The following is a 22301-nucleotide window of genomic DNA, read 5'->3' as shown; positions in this document are numbered from 1 at the left end:
CACGCCGGCATTGTCACGCGGCTGCTGGCATCGGGGCGGCGAGGTCGGAGACGCGCAGGCCCTGGACGTCGGTGACGCCGAGGCGCGTGGTCATGGTGCTGCGGGCGGCGATCTGGGCGGCGTACGCGGCGCGGCGGCGGGCGACACAGCCGTCCTTCGCGTCCGGGACGCGCATCTGCTCCATGTGGGTGATCAGGCCGTCGCGCAGCAGCGCCAGGGCCTCGGTGCGCAGCTGCGACACCCGGGATTCGGTCACGCCGAGTTCGGCGGCGACCTCGGAGAGGGGACGTTCCTGCAGGAAGGAGGCTTCCACGACGTACCGCAGCCGCTCCGGCAGCACGGTGACCGCGTCGTGCAGGTACCCGAGACGCTCGCGGTGCAGCAGCAGCTCCTCCGGGTTCATCGCCGAGTCGGTGACCAGGTCCTCGGCGGTGCCGGTGGCGAAACCCTGCAGCGACAGCACGGCGGCGCGCTGTACGTCGTCGTCGACGCTGCTGAGCTCGTTGACCGCGACGCCGAGCAGTTCGGCCAGTTCCTCGGCGGTGGGGGTACGGCCGAGCTGGCGGGTCAGCTCCTCACGGGCCACGTCGGCGCGGCGGGCGCGGGCCCGGACCGAGCGGCTCGCCCAGTCCATGCTGCGCAGCTCGTCGAGCAGGGCACCGCGGACACGGACAGCGGCGAACCGGCCGAACGGGATGCCACGCTCCGGGTCGTACGACTGCGCGGCCGTCACCAGCGCGGCGTAACCGGCCGACGCGAGGTCGTCACGGTGCACGTGCGGCGGCACCTTGAACAGCATCTCGCGGACCATGTGCCCGACCAGCGCCATGTTGTCCCGGATCAGCTCCTCCTGCTCCCGGGTGACAGGCTCCCGGTTAACAGCCTCGCGGGTGACAGCCTCGCGGTTAGCAGACTCTCGACGAGCCGGTTCACGGCCCGCGGACTCTTGGGCCGTCGACTCGCCGGTGACTGCTTCGGGGGTAGCAGTCTCGTGAGCAACGGGTTCGCGGGAAGCAGCTTCGCGGGTGGCGGAAGTTTGAACGGTCGCGGTCATTTCGGTTCCCCCCTGTGTCGGCGCCGTGACGGCTCGCCGGCTGACAGAAGGAACTTTTCGCCGCTTCGGGTGCAGGAAGTGGCCACTCTTGGTTGCTGCTCGGTTGCACTCCGCGATTTTCCTCAAGTGCAGGTTTGAACCTCATAGCAGCTGCACAGCCCGGCTGGCTACGGAATCAACCAGCCCGTGTCGACCGCGAGACGCACCGCCTCGGCCCGCGTACGCGCACCGGTCTTACCGATCGCCGACGACAGGTGATTGCGCACCGTCCCCTCGGAAAGCCGCAGCTCACGAGCGATGTCGGCGACCGTTCCGCCGTCCCGGGCCGCCCGCAGCACGTCCGTCTCGCGTTCGGTCAGCGGCGAGTCGCCGTGCGCCAGCGACTGCGCGGCCAGCGCCGGGTCGACCACCCGCAGGCCCTGGTGCACCCGCCGGACCGCGTCGGCCAGCTGCCGCGCCGGAGTGTCCTTCACGATGAACCCGCCCGCGCCGGCCGCCATCGCCTGTTTCAGGTACCCGGCCCGGCCGAACGTGGTCACCATCAACACCCGGCACGACGGCACCGACTGTTGCAGGACCCGGGCCGCGCTGATCCCGTCGAGGCCCGGCATCTGTACGTCGAGCAGCGCCACGTCGGCCTCGTGCTCCTTCGCGGCGGCGACCACCTCGTCACCCCGGCCGACCTCGGCCACCACCTTCAGGTCGGGTTCCAGGTCGAGCAGGGCGGCCATCGCACCACGGACCAGCGCCTGGTCGTCAGCGAGCAACAAACGGATCATGCGACAGCTCCCAGCACGGGCTCGATCTCGGTCAACATCGGGTCCAACCCTGGGGTGCAGCCGCCAACATCGTGCCGGGCCGGAGGGGCAGCCGCCTCGACCTCAACCCCGGCAGCCGGGCGATCGGTCACGATGGGGCCTCCATCAGCACCCGGAAACCCGACGCGTTCTCCCGGTCGCCGGCGGTGAAGCGCGCGCCCAGCTCTTCAGCGCGCCGCCGCAGACCAGCGAGCCCCTGCCCGCCGCCCTGCTCGCCAGCCCCAACAGGACCACCGAAACCGCTTCCGTCGTCGACTATCTCCACCTGGTGGGGAGTCAGCCGCACCGACGCGTGCCGGGCGCCGCTGTGGCGCACGATGTTGGTGACCGCTTCACGGATCGTCCAGGCGAACAGCTCCCGATTCCGCGTCGGCACGTCGTCGGCGGCGCCGGGCAGGTCCGCCTCGACGTTCGCCGCGGCCAGCGCCTGGCGGGCGGCCGCGATCTCGCCCGGCAGGGAGATGCCGCGCATACCCAGGGCGGTGGCGCGGACGTCGGCCAGGGCGTCGCGGGCGAGGGATTCCAGGTCACGGAGTTCGGCGCGGGCCCGGTCCAGGTCGACGTCGAGCAGGCGCTGGGCCAGCTCGGCTTTCACGGTGACCACGGTCAGCGAGTGGCCGAGGATGTCGTGCAGCTCGGCGGCGATCCGGGCGCGTTCGTCGGCGACGGCGAGGGCGGCGATCTCGTGGTGGGCTTCCTGCAGGCGCCGCTGCCGGTCCAGGGCGAGCCGGATCCCGCCGGTGGCGATGGCGGCCAGGACGATCGCGAGACTGTAACCGTGACCTGCGGTCTTCCAGCTGGGCAGGGTGCGCAGCAGCACCTCGGCCAGGACCACCAGCGTGACGGCGACGCTGATGCCCTGCCGGCGGGGCAGGCCCATCATCGCGGTCGCGGCGATGTAGACCAGGCAGGTCAGCGCGTGCGGTCCGGCTCCGGGGATCTGCAGCGCGCCGAGCCCGGTCATCAGGGCCAGCGCGACCCAGATGACCAGACGCTCGCGACGGTCGGCACCCCCGGCGAAGGCAGCCTCGTCACCCGGGGTGAACCAGCCAGCGAACGGATTCCACCAGGCCCGGCGCCCGGGCGAAACAGCCGGGGAAGAATGCGTCAGCCCCTGGAAATGCCGTACCCGGGCCAGGACCAGCACGTACACCACGGCGAACCCCGCCAGGGCGGTCAGGCCGACGCTGCGCTGCCAGCCCGGCGGGGTGCGTACCAGAGCGTTGAGGTTCTCGCCCAGGTAGAACAGCCAGATGGCGGCGAACGCCCAGCCGTATCGAGGGGCGGGGCGTTCGTCAACCATGTCCGACACGGTACCGAGCAGCTCAGACGCGGGCGGTGTCGCGGCGGAAGCGCCACATCGCGCCGGCCGAGAACAATGCCGTCCAGAAGACCACGTTCAGTACGGCGACCCAGAGGTTCCCGTCCTGGACCAGCGGGTACCGGGCGATCTCACCGACGCCGTACACCGGGGTGAACGTGGCGATCGTGGCGAACGTGGACCCGAGTTCGTCGACCGGCACGAACAGGCCGCCGGCGAACGACAACACCGCCAGAACCGGGCCGAGGATCTGCATCACGTTCTCACTGGGCAGCAGGTATCCCATGAACAGCCCGAACGCGGCGAAGACCAGCGAGCACACCCAGGCCAGCAGGCCGCAGCCGATCCACGCGTGCACGGGCAGTTCCGCGCCGGCGAGGGAGCCGACCAGGAACGCGACGGCCACCGAGACCGCGCCGATGATCATGGCGATCACCAGCTTGACGGCCACGTACGCAAGAGGTTTTAAAGGGGTGAGCCGCAGCTGGCGGCTCCACCCGGCAGCGCGCTCGATGGAGACCATCGCGCCGCCGCTCGTGGTGGCGAGCATCGCGCCGTAGACGGCCATGCTGATCAGGATGTACCCGGTGACGTTGCCGTCGCCGACCCGCTGGGTGCGGTACTCGGCGCTGCTGCCGAAGAGCAGGAAGAACGCCGCCGGCATGATCAGCGTGAAGATCACCGTGCGTTTGTTGCGCAGCATCCGGCGTAGCTCGAGCGCGATCATGCCGAGGCTGAAGCCACCGAACCGCGGCAGCGAACGCACGGGAGAAACAGGAGAAACGCTCATGCCGCATCCGCCGTCAACGTCAGGAACGCCTCTTCCAGGTTCCGGGAGGTGATCTCCAGGTCCCGGGCGGGCGTCGTGGTGAGCAGGTGCCGGGCGATCGCGTCGGTGTCACGCCCGTGCAGATAGACGGTGTCGCCGCGAACCTCGGCCGACTCCACACCCGAGATAGCCGACAGATCCGGCAACGAAGCACCCGGCAGCGTCGCCCGCACGGTCCGGCCCGACGCCAGCGCCTTCACCTCCGACGCCGTTCCGTCGGCCACGATCTGACCGCGGCGCACGAAGACCACCCGGTCCGCGTACGCATCGGCCTCTTCCAGATAGTGGGTGGCGAACACCACGGTCCGGCCCCGGCGCGCATCGTCACGGATCGCATTCCAGAAATCGTGGCGCCCGCCGACGTCCATCCCGGTGGTCGGCTCGTCGAGGATCAGCAGCTCCGGATCGGGCAGCAGCGCCATCGCGAACCGCAGCCGCTGCTGCTGCCCACCGGAACACTTGCCGACCAGCCGCGAGCCAATGTCCGCGATCCCGGCGCGTTCGAGCACTTCAGTGACGGCGGAACGCGGTTTGCCGAACAGGACGGCGGTCAGGCGTACCGTCTCCTCGACCGTGTAGTCCTTGAGCAGCCCGCCGGTCTGCATGACGGCCGAGACCAGGCCGAGCGCGACGGCGTCCTGTGGCGTGTGGTCGTAAACCCGGACCGTCCCCGCGTCGGGCCGGGAGAGACCTAGCAGCATGTCGATCGTGGTGGTCTTGCCGGCGCCGTTCGGGCCGAGCAGGGCCACCACCTCGCCGGGCCGGATGCGCAGGTCGAGCCCGGCGACGGCGGTGACCGTACCGAAGCGTTTGACCACGCCCGAAAGCTCCACGGCGGCCGCGGCCGCCGTGGAGGGCACAGTAGTGAGTGTCATGAATAGAAGATTGCTACCGCGAGCGTGGCCGTCCCTGCGCTATGCGTCACCCGCGGGCCATGACATCTGTCATGAGCGGGGGATCGTTCCGATTCGACGCCGGGGCCGTCTGCCTGGACTTCGCCCACACCGGCGGCGAGTGCTCCGGCGACACCTGCCCACTGGTCTTCGTCGATTCGTCACGGCCCGGCGCCCGGCGCTGGTGCGCGATGGAACGCTGCGGCAACCGCCACAAACTGCGGGCCCTGCGCGCGCGCCGTAACGAGTTGCCGACGAAACGTCCATGACCGACACTGCGGCGGTGGAACCGACGCAGAGCGCCTTGATCGTGCCGATTCCGGAAGCCGAGCCGGCGGTCGCCGGGTTGAGGGAACGCCTCGACACCGCCGCCTCCCGGGGCATCCCCGCCCACATCACCGTGCTGTACCCGTTCCTGCCGCCATCGCAGCTCACCCCGCAGGTCCTGGCCGCGGTACGCCTCATCGTGGCCGGTGTGCCCCGGTTCTTCATGAGCCTCGACCGGGTGGCCTGGTTCCACGACCGGGTGGTGTGGCTGGCCCCGGACCCGGCCGAGCCGTTCCGGGAACTCACCAACCGCATCGCCACCCGGTTCCCGCAGGCCCAGCCGTACGGCGGTGAGTTCGCCGAGGTTGTACCGCACCTCACGATCGGCCACGACCACCCGCGACCGGAACTCGACGCGGCCGCCGCGGTGGTCGAGGCGTCACTGCCGATCCGGGCGCGGGTCACCTCGGTCCGCCTGATCGCGGGAAACCCGCAGCCCGGCGACACATGGCACACGCTGACCGACTTCCCGCTCGGTTAACGAGCCCCGGCCGGCGGGTTTGCGCTGCCACCACCGGCAGACTCGCACCGAACCGTGGTGGTGACACAGGTAGACCAGGTCGGCGCTGTCCGGGTCGGCCTCGTCCGGCCACGCCGGGCCGAGTTCGGTACGCATCGCCTCGTACCAGCTGTGCGCCATCCGGGCGTACCCATGGGCGTTGGGGTGGTGCCGGTCGTAGATCGACAGTCCGCTGACCGGGGCCTGGTCCACCAGCCGCACCCGCGGCCCCTTGCCCGCCACCACGGCGGGGATCAGGGCGTTGTACGCGTGATTCGCCGCCATCTCGGACAGCACATTGGTGCCGACCACCGTGGACACGAAGATCCGGGTACGCGGAGCCGTCGCCAGGATCAGGTCGACCAGCGCCGACAGTTTCCGCGCCACCTCGGCCGGATCGTCGCCGCGGGTGATGTTGTTCGTGCCGGCGTGCAGCAGCACCACGTCCGGCGCGTAGGTGTCCAGCCAGTCGCCCACCCGCTCGGACAGCTGCTCGATGGTCCAGCCGCCGTGCCCCTCATGATCGGGGTCGCCGCCGATGCCGCCGCGCTGCGAGCCGACGAAGTCGAACGCCGTACCGGCGCGCTCCAGCCGGCGCTGCAGCACGAGCCGGTATCCCTCGCGGCCGGGCGCGCCGGCGCCCGCGGTGATCGAGTCGCCCAGCGGCATGATCCGAATCGAAGCTGGCGCCGCCGATGCCGGAGCGCCGAACTGGGCACCGGAAACCACGACAACAGCGGCTAACAGACCACGCAGCATCGCGGATCCCACCGTCCCTCAACAACCCCGGAAGGCGATCTTCCGCCGGTGAGGAGGTAACGCCGCTGCGGCCCACAAGGGCACGCACGACTTTTAGGCGACCGGGCGGGCGGACTCCTGCGGGCCTGTGAGCACGGTGTTCTCCACCGCGGCCTTCTGGACGCCGGCGCGGCCGAGCACGCCGCCCGCCGGCTCCTCCTCCAGCAGAGCCAGCAGGATGTGGCCGGTGCCGACCCGCTCGTGCTGCAGCCGCAGCGCCTCCCGGAAGGTCAGCTCCAGGGCCTTCTTGGCGCGGGCGTCGAACGGCACCAGCACCGGTTCCGGCGCGTCGCCGGCCGGCGCGGGAAGATCCGCGATCGCGGCGTCCCGGATCACCTCCACGTCAATGCTCTGCGCGGTGAGCGCGTGCATGGCGAGGGTGTCCGGCTGCTCGATCAGGGCGAGCAGCAGATGGCTGGGCGCGATCTCGTGATTCTTGTGGATCTTGGCCTGGCTCATCGAGCCGACCACGGCGGCGCGGGCTGCGTCGGAATAGCGGTGGAATCCCTGTGAGGGGTCGGGTTTGCCGACGAAGCGTTTCTGCGCGGCCTGCTTGGAGACGCCGAGGCCGGCGCCGATCTCGGTCCACGAGGCGCCGGAGTGCCGGGCCTGGTCGACGAAGTGGCCGATCAGGTGGTCGGCGAGCTCACCGAGATGGTCGGCGAGCAGCACGGCTTCGGTGAGCCGGTCGATCGGTGAGTCGGGGCGGCTCTGGTTGATCGCCAGAATGAGGTCGTCAAGTCGTACCGGAGAGGTCATGCCGTCAACCATAGGTTGACGCACTCCAAGACGTCAACCTGCGGTTGACGACTGCGAAAAACCCCATAGAGTACGGGATATGACCACGAGTCCCGTTCGTCACCTCACCTTCGACGCCCGTGATCCTCTCGCCATCGCTGATTTCTGGTCGCGGTTGACGGGCTTTCCCGTCGATGCCGAATCCGACGACGAGGAAGCACTCGTCGAATGCGTGCCGGGGCTGCTGTTCATCGCGGTGCCCGAGGCGAAGACGGCCAAGAACCGCCTCCACCTCGACCTGCAGCCACCGACCGGCACCCGCGACGAATACGTCGACAAGGCCGTCGCGCTGGGCGCCACCATCGCCGCTGACCACCGCAAACCCGACGGCACCGGCTGGGTGACGCTGCGCGACCCGGAGGGCAACGAGTTCTGCGTCGAGCGCAGCGCCGCCGAACGGGCCGGTTAGCCCTGCAGGCGGCGCCCGCGCGGGCCGAGCGGCACCTCGGACAGGTCGACGGTCTGCGAGGTGATGCGTTTGAAGCCGTACCCTCGCGCGGTCATCCAGTCGGCGGCCTTGGCCTCCGCGCGCGCCGTGACCTTCGGGATCTCCTTCTCGTCGTCGACCTCTTCGGCGAAGCGGAAGGTGAAGAACGGCCGCGCCGCCAGGTCGTAGGTGAGATGGCCGTCCTCGGTGTAGGTCACCGCGAGGATGTCGGCGTGCTCCGGCCCGGCCGCGAGCAGCGCGGCTTTCTGGTCGGCGGAGAGGTTGTCGAAGGATCCGCGAACGGTGACGCGGACCGTGCGTTTACTGGTCACGCCGGCCAGTATCACCAATCACCGGCCGCGTTTCATCCGATAAATTCGGTCGCGCCGCGCAGCCGGGTCGTCAGCACCGCCGCGGCCCGGTCGGTCACCAGGCGTACGTCGGTGGGGCGTTGCAGGCCCAGCTCGGCGACGGTCGCAGCCGGGATCGCGGAGGCGTCCAGGCCGTCGCGGCGGGCCACCAGCACGCCGAGGTCGTACCGGCTGATCGGGTCGGCGCCGGCCACGTTGAGCACGCCCGCGTAATCGCCGGCGGCCAGTTCCAGCAGCGCGTCGGCCAGGTCGTCGACGTGCACCGGCTTGCGGATCTCGTCGGTGAACAGGGCGCCCGTGATCCGGCCGGCCACCAGGTCGTGGGTGAGTTTCTCGTGGTACCCGTTGCCGTCACCGAGGATCAGCGACGTGCGGACCACCGCCGCCGACGGCACCGCGGCCCGCACCGCCGTCTCGGCTGCCGCCTTCGCCGCCCCGTAGGCGTAGACCGGGTCCGGGAGCGCGTCCTCGGTGTAGGACACCGCACGACCGGAGAAGATGGCGTCGCTGGAGACGTGGATCAGGCGTACCCCTGCCTCTGCGGCCGCGACCGCGACGTGGGCCGCGCCGTCCGCATTGGCGGGCCAATCGTTGCGGTCGCGGCCCGCGGCCGCGTGAATCACCGCGTCCGGACGCAGCTCGCGCACCACGCGGCGCACGTCGCCCCGGTCGCGGATGTCGAGCCGCAGCGTGGCGGTCGCGGTGGGCGCGGACAGATAGGTGCCGGTCGCATCCCAGCCGGCGGCCGCCGCGCGAACCACCACGCGACGGCCGAGCGAACCGGTTCCCCCAGTGATCAAAAGGCGCATCGGGGAACCCTATGCGACCCGCGTTTTCAGCGGCATGTCCCGCGCGCTGACCCACAGCAGCGCGTAGGCGGCGGCTACCGCGGTCAGGGTGACCGGCAGCAGCGGCAGGTCGGTACGGGCGAACGGCAGGCTGAAGAACCCGTTGATCCCCCCGGTGAACAGCACCAGCACGGCGGCCGGCAGCAGGGCCAGCCCGCCGACGGCTTCCCACCGGTAGAACGCGACCCCGATGAACACGCCGATCATCAGCCAGGTCATCAGCATGCCCCAATGCGTCGCAAAGATCATCGGGTAGTCGCTCGCGGACGCGTAGGAGCGCTGTTCCTGGACCTTCTGCTGCCAGTCCAGAGACCGGTAGACGAGAGTCTCGATCGCGAACGCACCGGTGATCAGCGCGGCGATCAGCATCGTAGTGATCACCTGGAACACCGGGTGCTGCGCCAGGAACTCGCGGCGGGTCCGGCCGTGCACCAGCGTCGTGGCGACGAGGTTCACCGCGGTCGCGCCGTAACCCAGCGCGACCCACGGCAGTGCCTGCCCGATCGCGTCGACGCCGCTGAGCCGAATCTCGGTGAACTGGGCGACCACGGCGACGACGACACCGATGAACAGGTAGACGCCGAACATGATGAACAGCAGGAAAATCGTGTGGCTGCCCAGCAGGTAACGAAGGATCGGCCAGCGGCTCATGCGTCTGCTCCCGTCAGGTTCGGCGCGTTCGTCGCGTTCTCCGCGCTGGTCAGGTGGATGAACAGGTCCTGAACGCCGACCGGGCCCAGCTCCAGGCCGCGCCCGCGGGCCCGGCGCCGCTGATCGTCGTCGAGAGTGCCGTAGACCATCGCCTGCACGGTCGGGCCGAGCCGCTGACGGCCCAGCACGGTCAGGCCGGCGACAAAGTCCTCGACCACCTCGGCCGGACCGGTCACCGACACGCCCCGGGTACGCAGCTCGTCGAGCTCCTCGTGCAGCAGCACCCGGCCCCGATCGATGATCAGCACGTCTTCGAAGAGCGGGCTCTGCTCCTCGATCAGGTGGGTGGAGATGACGAACGTGCGCGGGTTGGCCAGGTAATCGCGCAGCAGTTCGTCGAGGAACAGCTGCCGGGTCGGCGCGTCCATGCCCAGGTGCGCTTCGTCGAACATGGTCAGCGGAGCCCGCGACGCCAGCCCGACGACCACGCCGAACGCCGAGCGCTGCCCGCGCGACAGAGCGTTGAGTGCCTTCTTGCGGGGCAGGGCGAAGCGGTCCAGCAGCTCGTTCGCGTAGGTGTCGTCCCAGCTCGGGCGCAGGTATTTCGCCATCTCCAGGATGTCGCCGATGTTGTCGGTCGGGTCGCCGACCCAGCCGTCCTCGCGGATCAGGCAGATCTTGGTGGTGGCCGTGACGTTCTCGAAGACCGGCTGGCCGCCGACCAGCACCGTGCCGGCGGACGGTTTGCGGAACCCGGCGAGCGCGCTGAGCAGTGTGCTCTTGCCGGCGCCGTTGCGCCCGAGCAGCCCGTAGATCTTGCCGCCGGGCAGGTCGAGGTCGAGACCGTGCAGCGCTTCGGTGTCGCCGTAGCGTATCCGCAGGTCGGTGGTCTGAATCGAGAGCGTCATCGGCCTTCCCCCAGGTCATCGTTCTCGAACAGTTGCTGGATGTGGGTCACCACGTCGGCGGCCGGGATGCCCAGGGTGCGGGCCTGCGCGACCAGCGGCTCGAGCACGTCGGTGAAGAAGCGCTCGCGTTTCTCGTCGCGCAGCCGGGTCGGGGCGTCGGCGCTGACGAACATGCCGACGCCGCGTCGCTTGTAGATCACGCCCTCGTCGACGAGGTGCTGGAACGCCTTCGCGGCGGTGGCCGGATTGATCCGGTAGTGCGCCGCGTACTGGTTTGTTGACATCACCTGCTCCTCAGCGACGAGGACGCCCCTGAGCACGTCCGCCTTGATCTGCTCAGCGATCTGCCGGTAGATCGGGCTGTGGTCGTCGAACACGGGACCCGCCCTTCGTTGGTTCATTACTCTAGTAACGAACCATAGAGGCTTGGTGCGGCCGCGGGCAAGAGCGGTGGGCGTACCCCTGGGGTCGGAATGCGACCCGCAGCGTGCAACGCTGCCTTGACCACAATGGGGTTGGGCTGCGAAAACAGCACTTTCGACAGGCGCGCGAGCCGGCGTGCCAAGGTGGGTTCGCGGTGGGCCGCCAGATCCACGAAGGCCGCTGTTTCGATGTGTGCCGAGGCGGCGATGGCACCGGCCGCGCCCATCGCGAGCATCGGCGCGAGGAAGATGTCGTCGCCGCAGAACACGTCGAAATCGTCCGGCGGATCAGCGAGAAGATCGACAAGGTCGGCGTCGACGGCACCGGTCGCATACTTGATCCCGATCACGCCGTCGATCGCCGCGAGCCGCCGGATCGCGTCCGCGCTCAGCGCCTGCCCGGTGCGCTGCGGCACGTGATAAACGATCATCGGCACCGGGCTGCTCGCGGCCAGGGTCCTGAAGTGCTCGACGACGCCGTCCTCGCCCGGCCTGATGAACGGCGGCACCAGCGTCAGCGCCGCCCGCGCCTTGCCGTTCAACGACCGCAATTGATCAGGCGTGTCCGCGCCGGCGATGAGATCACCTTCGCTGTGGTCACTGAGCAGATCCAGGACATTGCGTCGCTCAGCTGCGCTGAGCGACGCCGCCTCCGCTGTCGTTCCGAGCGCAACCAGCCCGGCGCCGGCCAGGAGCGTCTCTTGCGCCACCTGCGTGAGTACGCGGTACGCGATCTCGTTGTCAGCGTCGAAGGGCGTGATCAGGGGGACGTGAATGGTCATGTTCTTGACTCTGGCCGGTGTAGTGCGTAAGCAAAAGTTCGGCTTGGTGGTGGTGACCGTAAGCTGAGCTAATGCTTGATGTGCGCAGGCTGCGGCTTCTCCACGATTTTGATCGACTGGGGACGATCGCTGCGGTGGCGGTCGTGCACTCCTACACGCCGTCGGCGGTGTCGCAGCAGCTGGCGGCGCTGGAGCGGGAGGCGGGGGTGGCGCTGCTCGAACGCAGTGGCCGGCGGGTGGTGCTGACCGGGGCCGGTGAGGTGCTGGTGCGGCACGCGGCGGCAGTTTTGTCGTCGCTGGAGGCGGCTACGGCGGCGCTGGCCGCTGTGCGCGAAGGACCGGCCGGGCCGCTGCGAATCGGGGCGTTCCCGAGCGTGGTCCGCACGATCCTGCCGGCGGTGCTGGTGGCGCTGGGCAGGTCGCATCCGCGGCTGGAGCTGATGGTGACCGAATTAGATCCGGCGGGGGTACCGGCGGCGCTGCGCGATCGGCGGCTGGATGCGGGTCTGGTTCACGAGTATGTGCCGTCGCCCGGGGTGGGTGGTGCTCCTGGGCCTGCATCCGTTCGCGAGGCCGTTGGGGTTGCTCGCGGGGCTGGCTCGCACGGGGTGGCTGGAGTTGCTTGCGGGGCCGGCTCGGGAGGGGTGGCTGATGACCTTGAGTCGGTGGCGTTGCTGGACGAGGCCGTGCACCTGGCTGTTCCGGCCGGAGTGGACGCTCGTCATCTGGACGACCTGCGTGACCGTGACTGGATCATGGCGTCGCCGGGGACGTTGTGCCACGAGGCGACGATGCGGGTGTGCCAGGGCGCTGGATTCACCCCGCGTGTCCGGCACCAGGCCGACGACTTCGATGCCGTGCTGGCGCTGGTAGCGGCCGGTCAGGGAGTATCGCTGGTCCCGGCCCTGGCGACCGGCTCGCTGGCGACCGGTTTGGCGGCGAGTGGCTTGCTAGCTACTGGCTCGTTGCCGGGCGGCGTGCGGTTGATCGCCGCACCGACCCGCCGCAGGACTCGGATCGCGTTCCGCCGAGGCACCGCCGCGAACCCGGCGATCGCCGAGCTGGTGTCGGCCCTGAGAACGGCGGTCAACCAGCTCCCACCACAGCCGGCGCCTTCGCAGTAACGGCGTCGCAGCGTTCGCGGGGTCAAGCTCCTGATGACGCCGGGTTCACACCTATACCGAGCTCGCACCCACACCGAGTTCGTGTCTACGTGGAGTTCGGCCGCGCCGTGCCCTGTTTGCGCGCGAACCCGATATGCCCAGAAAGATCCTGTTTTGCGGCTTGCGGCTTGCGGCTTGCGGCTTGCGGCTTGCGGCTTGCGGCTCCAGTTTGTGGTGTCGCGTGTCGCGTGTCGATTTTGGGTGCGATCCGCACCGCAAGTCGACACGCACGGCCGATCCGTTTCCAGTGTGTCGATTTTGGGCGCGGATCGCACCCTAAGTCGACACGCTGGGTCGCTGCCCGCTGTGTGTTGAGTTCGGGTGGGACGGATTCGGGGCGGCGCCTGTAGTGGCGTCGCCCCGAAGTGAGTTCGCGGTCTTTAGAACGGTGGGCGACCCGGCTGGTCGTCGGGGCGCTGGCCCTGGCCGCCGGGACGGGCTTCGTTGGCGGAGATCACCGGGCGGTCCGGGCCAGCGGGCGCGTTCGGGGCGTTCGGGGCCTCGGCCGGGATGATCGGCCACGCCGGGTTGCCGGGTTCGCCCGGGCGTGGGCGAAGGTTCACCGACGGGTTCGGCACGATCGGGCGGTCGGGCTTCGGAACCGGCTTGGTCCAGACCGGCTTCGGCCGTACCACGGGCGGCGGCGCGGGCTTTGTCGACAACGGCTCCGGGCCGACGTCGACCGGCGACGGCGGACGCTTGATGAGCCGGTCCGGCTTGTCAGCCGCCGGTTTCACGCCGGCGGGCTTATCGGCCTTCACGACCACAGGCTTGCCGGCGGGCGGCTTGTCAGCCTGCGGTTTCATGCCGGCGGGCTTGTTGACCTTCACCCCTGCGGGCTTGTCGGCCTTCACGACTACCGGCTTGCCGGCGGGCGGTTTCACGATCACGGGCTTGTCCGGCACCGACTTGATGACCACCGGCTGCGGAAGGACGGGCCGGTCGGGACGCACCTCCGCCGACACGACACCGGGCCCACCCGGCTTCGCATCCGGCCCATCCGGACGGATCGGTTTCACCATCGGCGGCGGGAGATCTGGGCGGGCCGGTTTCACCATCGGGCCGGGCAGGAGCGGGGGCGGCAGGTCAATGGCCGGGCCGCCTGCCGGAGTGGCGATCGCGTCATGGCCGGCCCGGTGGACCAGCAGCTGCCACATGCCCTGGTACGGGCCGTCGGCCAGCCGGTCGCAGTCGAACTCATGCCAGCGTTTCTGAGTCTTGCCAGTGTCGCCCACCCAGTCGCAGTCGGCCTGTTTCGCTAAGTAGGCCACCAGGTCGACGTCGAACGGCGCCACCGCGTGGGCGGGGCCGACCCCCAGCGAAAGGCCCGACACCACTCCCGTGGCCGCCAGAACCAGAGCTTTCACCTTGGCCATATCTCACTCTTCCGTCCGCCGGAGTCAGAACGCGGATCAGCACATCACGGAAGGTTCGGACGTTTTGCCGTTCCGGCGTTCTGGCGGCGCCATTCAGCCCGGATGGGACAATCTCAGAACCGCAGCTCGGACAGCTCCCGTGCGGCCAGCTCCAGCGTCGCGTCGACGCCGTTACAAACCATTCTTTGGTACGACGAATCGCCTGCCTCAGCCGTGTCCCGCACCGTCTGCGCCCAGGCATGCACCCGGGTCGTGACGATGCCGGCGAATGCGGTGGACGTGCCGCTCCACCCGTACCCATGAAGGAACGCCCGCAGCCGGCGCGGCCGCTCGGAGAAGGCGGTGAAGCCTTCGGCCGCGACCACGTGGCGCGCGTGCAGCGGCACCCAGCTGAACGCGACACCCGCGAGGTCCTGCTCGCGGGTCAGCGGCGCGGCGAGGTCCCAGTCGAAGAAGCCGGTGAGGCGGCCGTGCTGCCAGGCCGCGTTGTACGGTGCGGCGTCGTTGTGGCCAATGATCAGTCCCGGTCGCCAGGTGCCGCCTTCGCGCCAGGTCGCTCCGGCCGGCGGCACGAAATCCGCGACGGCCGCGTGGTAGTCGCGCAACCACTGCGCCACCTGTGTCAACGCCTCGTCGCTGTGCACCCAGGCCGGCCACGGCCGCACTGCGCCGACCGTCTCGCCGGGCAGGAAGCTCAGCTTCTCCCGCCCGTGACTGTCGATGCCGAGCGGCCGGGGTGCACGATCGAAACCGGACTGCTCCAGGTGGTGCAGCAGGGCGTGCACGGCCGGGGTCCAGTGGCCTGGGGTGCGCCGGACCGTCGCGCCGACCCGGATCGCGCCGTGGTCCTGTCCGCCGGTGAGGTTCTGGGAGTCTGTCATCCGCCCCAGTTTCGCCGAAGCCGGATAGTTTCGGCTGCCCCGATTCGGTGTGCTTCGCGCGTACCCCAGTGGCGGTGAGCTCGACCCGGCAGGGAGAGCGACGCGGACCGCTCGCCTCTCGCGGGCTTTGGTGTGCGATTTCGGTCTGGGTGGTCAGTCGTTGAGCAGGTAGCGCAGCATTCGGCCGGGGTCGGCGAGGAACGTGCGGGTCAGCGCTACCGCCTCGGCCTGGTCGTAGCTGACCTCGGTGATCGCGCCGTCCGTGCCGATCTCGAAGATCGCGGAGTCCGGGCAGGCCAGCAGGATCGGCGAGTGTGTGGCGATGACGAATTGGCTGCCCAGCGCGGTCAGTTCGGCGATGCGCAGCAGCAGTGCCAGGCAGCCGTTGACTGACAGTGCCGCCTCGGGTTCGTCGAGCAGGTAGAGGCCACCCGGCCCGAACCGGTGGGTGGCCAGGTCGAGGAACGATTCGCCGTGTGAGCGCTCGTGCAGGGACGTCCCGCCGTAGGAACCGGTCGCGCCGAGCTGATCGATTTCGGTCGCAACGTTGTAGAAGGACTCGGCCCGCAGGAAGAATCCGGTGCGCGGTTTGCGTCCGGGAACGCGCGACAGCGTCAGATGACCGCCGAGAGTCGACTCGGTGGCGCGGGTCGCGAAGTTGAACGCGGTCGTGCCGCCTTCGGGATTGAAGCCGGCGGCCACCGCGATCGCTTCGATCAGGGTGGACTTGCCGCTGCCGTTGTCGCCGGCCAGCAGCGTGACCGGGGTCGGCAGGCGCAGGCCACCGCGGGTGTGCAGGGCCCGAACCACCGGCAGGTCGAACGGGTAGCCGGACGCGGGCAGGTCGTCGAGACGGACCGCCTTGATGAACACGCCCCGTATTACATCGTGTCGCTACAGTGCCGGACCATGCGGGGATCAATGAGGAGGCCCGGCAGGTTCTGATTGTCCGCGAGCAGCTGCGGCACCGGGCGATGGGCCGGCTCGGCGCGCTGTGGGGCGCGGTGCAGAACGTGGGCATCGGCTTCGGGTATCGGCCGGTGCGGGCCCTGATGTGGATCGTGGCGGTGGTCGCCGCCAGCACCGGATGGTTCGCCTGGTCGGGGACCGCTGCGGGCGATAAAGGCGGATGAGGCGCCGACATGGGATCCCTTTCTTTACACGGTGGATGTGCTGGTGCCGCTGGTCGGTTTCGGTCATGACACGGCGTGGGATCCGGTCGGGGCGGACAAGGCAGTGACGCTGGCGGTGATGACGGCGGGATGGGTGCTGGTGGCGACCGTGGTAGCGGGGCCGGGGCGTGCGTTACGGCGGTGAAGCTTTCCGGCGTGACCTGCCGGTTTGCGGGCCACTACCCCATGTCGTGCCGCTGCCCCCTCATGGCGCTGCCCCCTCATGGCGCTGCCCCCTCATGGCGCTGCCCAATGTTGTGGTGCTGCCCCTCCTTGTGACGCCATGCGATTTCGGGGCGCCGTTCAGTTTCGGGTTGATTCGTTGTGGGGTCCGGCTCTGACGAGGCCGGTCTCATAGGCGACGACGACGAGTTGGGCTCGGTCGCGGGCGTTGAGTTTGGTGAGCAGCCGGCCGATGTGGGATTTGACGGTGGCAAGGCTGAGCGTGAGGTGCCCGGCGATGTCGGTGTTGGACAGGCCGCGGGCGATCAGGGCGAGAATTTCGCGTTCCCGCTCCGTCACCCCGGTCAGCGTGCGGTGGAACACCCGCGACGGATGCGGCTGTGCGCCGAACGCCGCGATGAGACGGCGCGTCACGCTCGGGGCGAGCAGCGCGTCACCGGCGGCGACCACCCGCAGGGCGTTCAACAGGCCGGCGGCGGTGGTGTCCTTGAGCAGGAAGCCGCTGGCGCCGGCCCGCAACGCGCCGTAGACGTACTCGTCCAGGTCGAACGTCGTGAGGATCAGCACCCGGATCGCGCTGGTCTCGGCGCAGATCTTCTCGGTGGCCTCGATCCCGGTCATGTCGGGCATCCGGATGTCCATGAGCACCACGTCGGGCTGATGTGCCAGCGCAAGGCTGACCGTGTCGCGGCCGGTGCCGGCTTCGCCGACCACGGTGAAGCCGGGTGTGCTGTCGAGGAGCACGCGGAAGCTGTCGCGCAGCAGTGTCTGGTCTTCGGCGATGAGCACCCGGATCATGCCGGTCCGCCCTGCTGGTAGGGGATCCGCGCGTTCACGTGGAAGCCACCGTCCGGTGGTGCGGCACCGGTCTGCGGCGTGCCCGTTGGCACGGTGCCGGTTCGCAGGGTGCCGCCGTAGGCGTTGATCCGTTCTCGCATGCCACGTAATCCGTAGCCCTCTCCCCCGGGTATGCCGTTATCAGCGGCCGCCAGCGAGGCCGGCGCGGCGCGGGTGCCGGCGGTCGCCGCGCTGCTTTGCCCGGTGCCGTTGTCGCTGATCCGCACGGTGACCGCGTCCGCGCCGGCCTCGACGTCCACCGTGCAGCGAGTCGCCGCCGCGTGCCTGATCACGTTGGTCAGCGCCTCCTGGACCATGCGGTAGACGACGAGCCGGACCCCGGGCGGCGGGTCCGCTGTGCCGGCGAGCGTCATCGCCACCGCGATCCCGGCCTGCTGGGTGCTCCGCGCGAGGGCCCGCAGGTCCTCGTCGGACCCCGACGGCACGGCCGGGTCCTCGTCGGCACGCAGCAGCCCCACCGCCCGGCGCATCTCCACCAGAGCCTCCCGGCCGGCGGTCTCGATGACCTCCAGAGCGGCGAGACTCTCCTCGGGCCGGACCGCGGCGAGGTGGCGGGCGATGCTGGCCTTCATAGCGATCATGCTGAGACTGTGTGCCACGGTGTCGTGCATGTCGCGGGCGATGCGCAGCCGTTCCTCGGTCACAGCGAGTGCGGTGCGTTGTTCCGCTCGTTGCCGCCGTTGGCGCACCGACCAGCCCACCAGCCACGGGACGGTCACCGCCGGAACGGCGACCAGCGGCGCCTGCGGCAACTGCACCATCAGCACCGCGCCGCCGGCCAGGCCGGCGACCAGCGCCGGAACGTCTCCTTTGACTCCGCCTGAAAATTGGGTCAGCGCGACGGCGGCACACAGCGCCGGCGCGGCGTAGGGCTCGATCACCCCGGTCAGCAGAACTGCCACTGCCGCGGCGGCCGTCACCACGGCGGCAGGCCGCGTCCACCGGCTGCGGACCGCGACCGGCGCGGCCACCGCACCGATCAGCAGCCACTGCCACCAGGAGGTGCGCCCGGTCTCCTGCGCGGCGAAGCCGGCCACCGCCAGCACGGCGATTGCCTCCACGACCTGCACCCGGGTTCGGACCATGCGGCCAGATTATCGAGCGCCGCCGGGCCGGTCATCGGACCTGAGTCGGACATTCCCAGGGCTTAGGGAATGCCCTGGGGATGACGACCGTGGACGGATGTGCCGCCCGGCCGAGCCGGGCAGAGTCTCCGCCATGACCTTCACGTTCCCCGGGCCGTGGCTGGGCGGAGTGTCGCTCGTCGTCGGGCCCGTCCTGATGCTGGCGGGCACGCTGCTGCGCCTCGGCACACCGTTCTTCTTCCCGCACCAGCTCGCCGCTTACGAGAGGGATCCCGCACTGGTCGGTGTCGCGTACGCACTGGTGCTGGCCGGGCTCATCGCGCTGTGGCCGGGTGTTGCCGCGGTCGCCGCCCAGGTGGGCGCGGTCCGGCCGGGCTGGGCGATGTGGGGTGGCAGCCTGGTGATGCTCGGCCTGTTCGCCCGGGTCTTCCATCACGGTGTCGACACGTTCGCGTTCGCCCTGGTCGACAGTGCCGGCGTCGCGGCCGCGGCCCAGGCTGTCGGGTCCTATTACCAATACCGCGAGTGGGTCGTCGCCAGCCTCAGCGCCTCCGTCATGCTCGGCTGGGTCGTCCTGGCGGTCGGCTGTTATCTGTCCGGCGTGCTGCGACCGCTGCCCGCGGTCGCGCTGGCGCTGATGTCCGCCCTGATGATCGGGGTCCTCAAGGGCAGCACGTGGGCCTCCGCGGTGCAGGTCACCGGGCTTGTCGTGGCCTTCGTGCCGCTCGGGATCCGGTTGCTGCGCGGCGCCGGGCGGCCGGCGTGGCGTTCGGTCACGCTGATCGTGCTGTTCGCCGCCGGTTCGATCGTTCTCGGCCAGGCGGGGTGATCGGCAATGCGTGATCGGCAACCGGACACGCTAGATCGGGTCGCGTGTCGCCCGCAGCACCCTGTCGTGGGTGTGCGGCGTCGCGTCGGGCGCACGGCGGCGTTTCTCGTCGACCAGCACCGTCCAGCCGTCGCCGAGCTGTTCGGCCAGAGCCGCGGGCTCGACATAGTCGGCGGGGTCGAAGCCGGGGATGTGCCCGGCCGGCAGATCGGACAGATCATGGCCGGTCACCAGCAGCGTGCCACCGGGTGCCACCGCGTCGATCAAGTTGCGGGCGTGCCGGCGAGGTATCGGCACGAAGTGCACTGTCACCAGGTCGAATGCCTCGGCGTGCGGTGGCGTGACGGTCCAGTCGGCGTGCACCCAGGTCACCCGGGAGTCCCGGCGGGCGGCGCGGTCGATGGCCGTCCGAGCGATGTCGACTCCGGTCACCTGCCAGCCTTGGCCGGCCAGCCACACCGCGTCGGCACCCTCGCCGCAGCCGACGTCCAGAGCACGGCCCGGTGTCAGGCCGCTGATCTCGGTGACCAGCACCGGGTTGGGGTTGCCGCTGAAGATCTGCTCACGGCTGTCATACATCTCGTCCCAGAACCGGGCGTCCGTCACATCGGCTGGCAGGCCGTGCCGCCGGTCGCCGAGCACCAGGTCACTGACGCGGGCTTCGGTCGCGGCGTCGAATGCGGTCATCGTCATTACCTCCGCGGCCACGATGACCGCAGTCACGGCTTGGTGGCAACGTTTGTTGCTGGAATGGCAAAGGCGGCCGGTGGGCGTACCGAAATGAGACGGCCAGAAGCGAAACGGCCCGGACCGTCAGGCCCGGGCCGTGCTGTCACTGCTTTGTTCTTACTGCTGTTTCGGCTGCGGTGCGTCGGCGGCCGGGTCGGGCTCGGCCGGCGGTTCGGTTGCTGTCACCGTGCTCGCAGCGTTGTCCCGCGCGGGCTGCGTGGCCGCAATGGATCCGGCCGGCTGCGGATCGCTGCCGGGAGCAGCCGGCTCAGCGGGCGTGTGCCCAGCCTTCGCAGACTCAGCCTTCGCAGACTCAGCCTTCGTGGACTCCGGCTTCGCAGACTCCACGGGCTTGTCGGCGGACTTGCGGTGCAGGGTCACGCTCAGCACCGCCACGATGATCGCGCCGACGATCAGGCCGATGATGGCGCTGGCGATCGTGTTGACCGTCCAGCCGATCACGCCGCCGAGAGCGCCGGTCGCGTCATGCGCTGCTTCCTCCATGTGGTGCACGAACTCATACAGCGGGTGGAACCCGAGCTCGTCGGTGCCGACCAGCAGGATGTGGCCGCCGACCCACAGCATCGCGGCGGTGCCGACCACGGTCAGGAAGGTCAGCACTTTCGGCATCGCCTTGACCAGGCCACGGCCGAAGCTCGCGGCGCCCTTGCTGTCGAGCTGCGACAGGCGCAGGCCGACGTCGTCCATCTTCACGATCAGGCCGACCACGCCGTACACCAGAACCGTCATCACGATCGCGACGACGCACAGGATCAGCAGCCGGGAGATGAACGACTCGTCGGCGACCTCGTTCAGCGAGATCACCATGATCTCGGCCGACAGGATCAGGTCGGTGCGGATCGCTCCGGAGACCAGGGTCTTCTCGTCCTGCGGTTTCTCGTCCTCGCCGTGCGCGTCATGGTGAGCGACCTTCGCCCACACTTTCTCGGCGCCTTCATAACAGAGGTACGCGCCACCGATCATCAGCAGCGGCGTCAGCAGCCAGTCCACGAACTCACTGAGCAGCAGGATCACCGGCAGGATGATCAGGAACTTGTTGCGCAGCGACCCCAGAGCGATCCGCCGTACGATCGGCAGCTCGCGTTCCGCGGCCAAGCCACGCACGTACTGAGGGGTGACGGCGGCGTCGTCGATGACCACACCGGCGGCTTTGGCGCCGGCTTTGGCGGCAGCTGCCCCGACATCGTCGATCGACGCGGCCGCCGCACGCGCCAGTACCGCCACGTCGTCCAGCAGGGCTGCGAGTCCAGCGCTCAAGAAGAGTCCTTCCAGGGTCGGGCTTGTCCATACCTATTCTCGCCGAGGGCGCCAGTGCCCGCATGACCACCCTCGCCAAACAAGATCAGACCGGTCGTTAAATCACTTTCCGATCCAGGACGGCGGTGATAAACAACCTCAGTGAATATGACCTATTCCGATCTGCTTCAGTTGATCGACGACCGATCGACTGCCTTCCGCGCCGCAATCGTCGCCGCACCCAGCCTCGACGCGCCGGTGCCGACCTGCCCCGGGTGGACGCTGCTCGATCTGGTGCGGCACATCGGCGTGGGCCGCCAGTTCTGGGCAGCGATCGTCACCGCAGGTCCCGCCGACGCGCCGCCGGTCAAACCCGCGCCGATCGACTCGCTGGACCGCGATGAGCTGCTCACCTGGGTCGCCGCATCCACGCAGCAGCTGCTGGACGCGCTCCGCGAGGCCGGCCCGGACCAGGGCTGCTGGACGTGGTGGGGTGTTTCGCAGTCGCCGCAGACCGCCGGGGCCGTCGCCCGGCATCAGCTGCAGGAGCTGGCGGTGCACACGTACGACGCCCAGCTCACCGCCGGCGCCGCGCAGCCGCTGCCGGAGCAGGTGGCACTCGACGGCGTCGACGAGTTCCTGACCACCTGCGTCGCGACACCGTTCGCGTGGCCGCACGAGCCCGTGGTGATCGGCTACCACGCGGCGGAGGGCCGGTCGTGGCGGGTGGCGCTCTCCGGTGACGGCGCTCAGATCTCCGGTCCCGATGACTCAGAACCCGGTGTCTCCGCGTCGGGCACCGCCAGCGACCTCGTGCTGTTCTTCTACGGCCGGCTGCAGACGGAGCAGATGAAGGTCGACGGCGACCCGGTCCACTTCGACCGGCTCATCGCCTGGGAGCCGGGGGCGTAGGTCCATCCGCTCGGTGAGCAGGCCGGGCCGCGACTGAACGCGGTGGCACCGCGGGGCGCTCGGGTGGGGTTCACCGAGCTCGTCCCGCGGTGGCATATCCATCACCGGGC

The 22301-nt window shown here is 69.7% G+C and carries 28 protein-coding genes; 8 read left to right on the top strand and 20 right to left on the bottom strand.

Translation table 11 applies throughout. The annotated features are described in order from the left end of the window. Positions 1-13: 13 nt before the first annotated feature. The 5 genes from B0I29_RS28590 to B0I29_RS28570 all read right to left on the bottom strand — a co-directional run bounded on the left by B0I29_RS28590 (position 14) and on the right by B0I29_RS28570 (position 4897). Entirely contained in the window at positions 14-1054 is a 1041-nt protein-coding gene (locus B0I29_RS28590; protein WP_260330108.1) for a sigma-70 family RNA polymerase sigma factor, read from the bottom strand. 167 nt (positions 1055-1221) lie between these two features. Then, positions 1222-1833 (bottom strand): response regulator transcription factor, encoded by a 612-nt coding sequence (locus B0I29_RS28585; protein WP_111652203.1) that lies wholly within the window; start codon positions 1831-1833, stop codon positions 1222-1224. Between the two features lie 127 nt (positions 1834-1960). After that, complete coding sequence (locus B0I29_RS28580) at positions 1961-3175, bottom strand: sensor histidine kinase (RefSeq protein WP_111652202.1); 1215 nt, start codon at positions 3173-3175, stop codon at positions 1961-1963. Between the two features lie 22 nt (positions 3176-3197). After that, the gene (locus B0I29_RS28575; RefSeq protein ID WP_111652201.1) at positions 3198-3983 is read right to left on the bottom strand and encodes an ABC transporter permease; all 786 of its coding nucleotides are present in this window, start codon (positions 3981-3983) and stop codon (positions 3198-3200) included. Beyond that, complete coding sequence (locus B0I29_RS28570) at positions 3980-4897, bottom strand: ABC transporter ATP-binding protein (protein ID WP_111652200.1); 918 nt, start codon at positions 4895-4897, stop codon at positions 3980-3982. The genes B0I29_RS28575 and B0I29_RS28570 overlap by 4 nt, the downstream gene beginning before the upstream one ends. 59 nt (positions 4898-4956) lie before the next feature. Here B0I29_RS28570 and B0I29_RS46945 point away from each other — a divergent pair, with 59 nt between their 5' ends. Continuing rightward, positions 4957-5184 carry a CGNR zinc finger domain-containing protein gene (locus tag B0I29_RS46945; protein ID WP_245972794.1) on the top strand — a complete coding sequence of 76 codons (228 nt, stop codon included), beginning with the start codon at positions 4957-4959 and terminating at the stop codon, positions 5182-5184. Beyond that, positions 5181-5723, top strand: coding sequence for a 2'-5' RNA ligase family protein (locus B0I29_RS28560; protein WP_221403098.1), 543 nt, complete (start codon positions 5181-5183; stop codon positions 5721-5723). Before B0I29_RS46945 ends, B0I29_RS28560 begins: the two co-directional genes overlap by 4 nt. Here B0I29_RS28560 and B0I29_RS28555 read toward each other — a convergent pair. Next, positions 5622-6410, bottom strand: coding sequence for an SGNH/GDSL hydrolase family protein (locus tag B0I29_RS28555; RefSeq protein WP_181558007.1), 789 nt, complete (start codon positions 6408-6410; stop codon positions 5622-5624). The two genes, B0I29_RS28560 and B0I29_RS28555, sit on opposite strands and share 102 nt — an antisense overlap. A gap of 183 nt (positions 6411-6593) precedes the next feature. Then, complete coding sequence (locus tag B0I29_RS28550) at positions 6594-7298, bottom strand: Clp protease N-terminal domain-containing protein (RefSeq protein ID WP_111652395.1); 705 nt, start codon at positions 7296-7298, stop codon at positions 6594-6596. A 79-nt stretch (positions 7299-7377) separates the two neighbouring features. Between B0I29_RS28550 and B0I29_RS45315 the strand changes: the two genes are divergently transcribed. Next, positions 7378-7746: a VOC family protein gene (locus B0I29_RS45315; protein ID WP_146616909.1), complete on the top strand. Its 369-nt coding sequence runs from the start codon at positions 7378-7380 to the stop codon at positions 7744-7746. Here the strand turns inward: B0I29_RS45315 and B0I29_RS28540 are convergent. The 6 genes from B0I29_RS28540 to B0I29_RS28515 are packed head-to-tail and all read right to left on the bottom strand — an operon-like array spanning position 7743 to position 11746. Continuing rightward, positions 7743-8096: a DUF6204 family protein gene (locus tag B0I29_RS28540; protein WP_111652394.1), complete on the bottom strand. Its 354-nt coding sequence runs from the start codon at positions 8094-8096 to the stop codon at positions 7743-7745. The genes B0I29_RS45315 and B0I29_RS28540 overlap by 4 nt on opposite strands. Positions 8097-8128: 32 nt before the next feature. After that, positions 8129-8944: a sugar nucleotide-binding protein gene (locus B0I29_RS28535; RefSeq protein ID WP_111652197.1), complete on the bottom strand. Its 816-nt coding sequence runs from the start codon at positions 8942-8944 to the stop codon at positions 8129-8131. A 9-nt stretch (positions 8945-8953) separates the two neighbouring features. After that, positions 8954-9634, bottom strand: a complete 681-nt coding sequence (locus B0I29_RS28530; protein ID WP_111652196.1) for a hypothetical protein — start codon at positions 9632-9634, stop codon at positions 8954-8956. Continuing rightward, on the bottom strand, positions 9631-10542 hold the full coding sequence (locus tag B0I29_RS28525; RefSeq protein ID WP_111652195.1) for an ATP-binding cassette domain-containing protein: 912 nt from the start codon (positions 10540-10542) through the stop codon (positions 9631-9633). The genes B0I29_RS28530 and B0I29_RS28525 overlap by 4 nt, the downstream gene beginning before the upstream one ends. Beyond that, positions 10539-10919 (bottom strand): GntR family transcriptional regulator, encoded by a 381-nt coding sequence (locus tag B0I29_RS28520; protein ID WP_111652194.1) that lies wholly within the window; start codon positions 10917-10919, stop codon positions 10539-10541. Before B0I29_RS28520 ends, B0I29_RS28525 begins: the two co-directional genes overlap by 4 nt. 23 nt (positions 10920-10942) lie before the next feature. Then, a complete protein-coding gene (locus B0I29_RS28515) occupies positions 10943-11746 on the bottom strand; it encodes a dihydrodipicolinate synthase family protein (protein WP_111652193.1) in 804 nt (267 codons plus the stop codon). Between the two features lie 71 nt (positions 11747-11817). Here B0I29_RS28515 and B0I29_RS28510 point away from each other — a divergent pair, with 71 nt between their 5' ends. Further along, positions 11818-12870: a LysR substrate-binding domain-containing protein gene (locus B0I29_RS28510; RefSeq protein ID WP_111652192.1), complete on the top strand. Its 1053-nt coding sequence runs from the start codon at positions 11818-11820 to the stop codon at positions 12868-12870. A gap of 419 nt (positions 12871-13289) precedes the next feature. Here the strand turns inward: B0I29_RS28510 and B0I29_RS28505 are convergent, their stop codons facing one another. The 3 genes from B0I29_RS28505 to B0I29_RS28495 all read right to left on the bottom strand — a co-directional run bounded on the left by B0I29_RS28505 (position 13290) and on the right by B0I29_RS28495 (position 16039). Further along, complete coding sequence (locus B0I29_RS28505; protein WP_111652191.1) at positions 13290-14285, bottom strand: hypothetical protein; 996 nt, start codon at positions 14283-14285, stop codon at positions 13290-13292. A gap of 113 nt (positions 14286-14398) precedes the next feature. Then, entirely contained in the window at positions 14399-15166 is a 768-nt protein-coding gene (locus B0I29_RS28500) for a phosphotransferase (RefSeq protein ID WP_111652190.1), read from the bottom strand. Positions 15167-15319: 153 nt separating this feature from the next. Then, positions 15320-16039, bottom strand: coding sequence for an AAA family ATPase (locus tag B0I29_RS28495; RefSeq protein ID WP_111652189.1), 720 nt, complete (start codon positions 16037-16039; stop codon positions 15320-15322). 26 nt (positions 16040-16065) lie between these two features. On the opposite strand from B0I29_RS28495, the gene B0I29_RS28490 reads away from it, so the two are divergent. Both B0I29_RS28490 and B0I29_RS45940 read left to right on the top strand, forming a co-directional pair. Beyond that, positions 16066-16299, top strand: a complete 234-nt coding sequence (locus tag B0I29_RS28490; protein ID WP_111652188.1) for a hypothetical protein — start codon at positions 16066-16068, stop codon at positions 16297-16299. Between the two features lie 31 nt (positions 16300-16330). Further along, the gene (locus tag B0I29_RS45940) at positions 16331-16483 is read left to right on the top strand and encodes a hypothetical protein (RefSeq protein ID WP_181558006.1); all 153 of its coding nucleotides are present in this window, start codon (positions 16331-16333) and stop codon (positions 16481-16483) included. 158 nt (positions 16484-16641) lie between these two features. Here the strand turns inward: B0I29_RS45940 and B0I29_RS28485 are convergent, their stop codons facing one another. Further along, positions 16642-17319 carry a response regulator gene (locus B0I29_RS28485; RefSeq protein WP_111652187.1) on the bottom strand — a complete coding sequence of 226 codons (678 nt, stop codon included), beginning with the start codon at positions 17317-17319 and terminating at the stop codon, positions 16642-16644. Further along, complete coding sequence (locus B0I29_RS28480) at positions 17316-18464, bottom strand: sensor histidine kinase (protein WP_111652186.1); 1149 nt, start codon at positions 18462-18464, stop codon at positions 17316-17318. Before B0I29_RS28480 ends, B0I29_RS28485 begins: the two co-directional genes overlap by 4 nt. Before the next feature lie 133 nt (positions 18465-18597). Here B0I29_RS28480 and B0I29_RS28475 point away from each other — a divergent pair, with 133 nt between their 5' ends. After that, positions 18598-19293, top strand: coding sequence for a hypothetical protein (locus B0I29_RS28475; RefSeq protein WP_220091417.1), 696 nt, complete (start codon positions 18598-18600; stop codon positions 19291-19293). 30 nt (positions 19294-19323) lie between these two features. Here B0I29_RS28475 and B0I29_RS28470 read toward each other — a convergent pair whose 3' ends face one another. Then, on the bottom strand, positions 19324-19980 hold the full coding sequence (locus tag B0I29_RS28470; RefSeq protein ID WP_111652393.1) for a class I SAM-dependent methyltransferase: 657 nt from the start codon (positions 19978-19980) through the stop codon (positions 19324-19326). 159 nt (positions 19981-20139) lie between these two features. Beyond that, a complete protein-coding gene (locus B0I29_RS28465; protein ID WP_111652184.1) occupies positions 20140-21300 on the bottom strand; it encodes a DUF808 domain-containing protein in 1161 nt (386 codons plus the stop codon). Positions 21301-21447: 147 nt separating this feature from the next. Between B0I29_RS28465 and B0I29_RS28460 the strand changes: the two genes are divergently transcribed. Continuing rightward, entirely contained in the window at positions 21448-22191 is a 744-nt protein-coding gene (locus tag B0I29_RS28460) for a maleylpyruvate isomerase family mycothiol-dependent enzyme (protein WP_111652183.1), read from the top strand. Positions 22192-22301: the final 110 nt, after the last annotated feature.

This window comes from Actinoplanes lutulentus, from assembly GCF_003259845.1.
In the GTDB taxonomy this organism is placed as follows: Bacteria; Actinomycetota; Actinomycetes; order Mycobacteriales; family Micromonosporaceae; genus Actinoplanes; species Actinoplanes lutulentus.
This window is presented reverse-complemented; position numbering and strand designations above follow the sequence as displayed.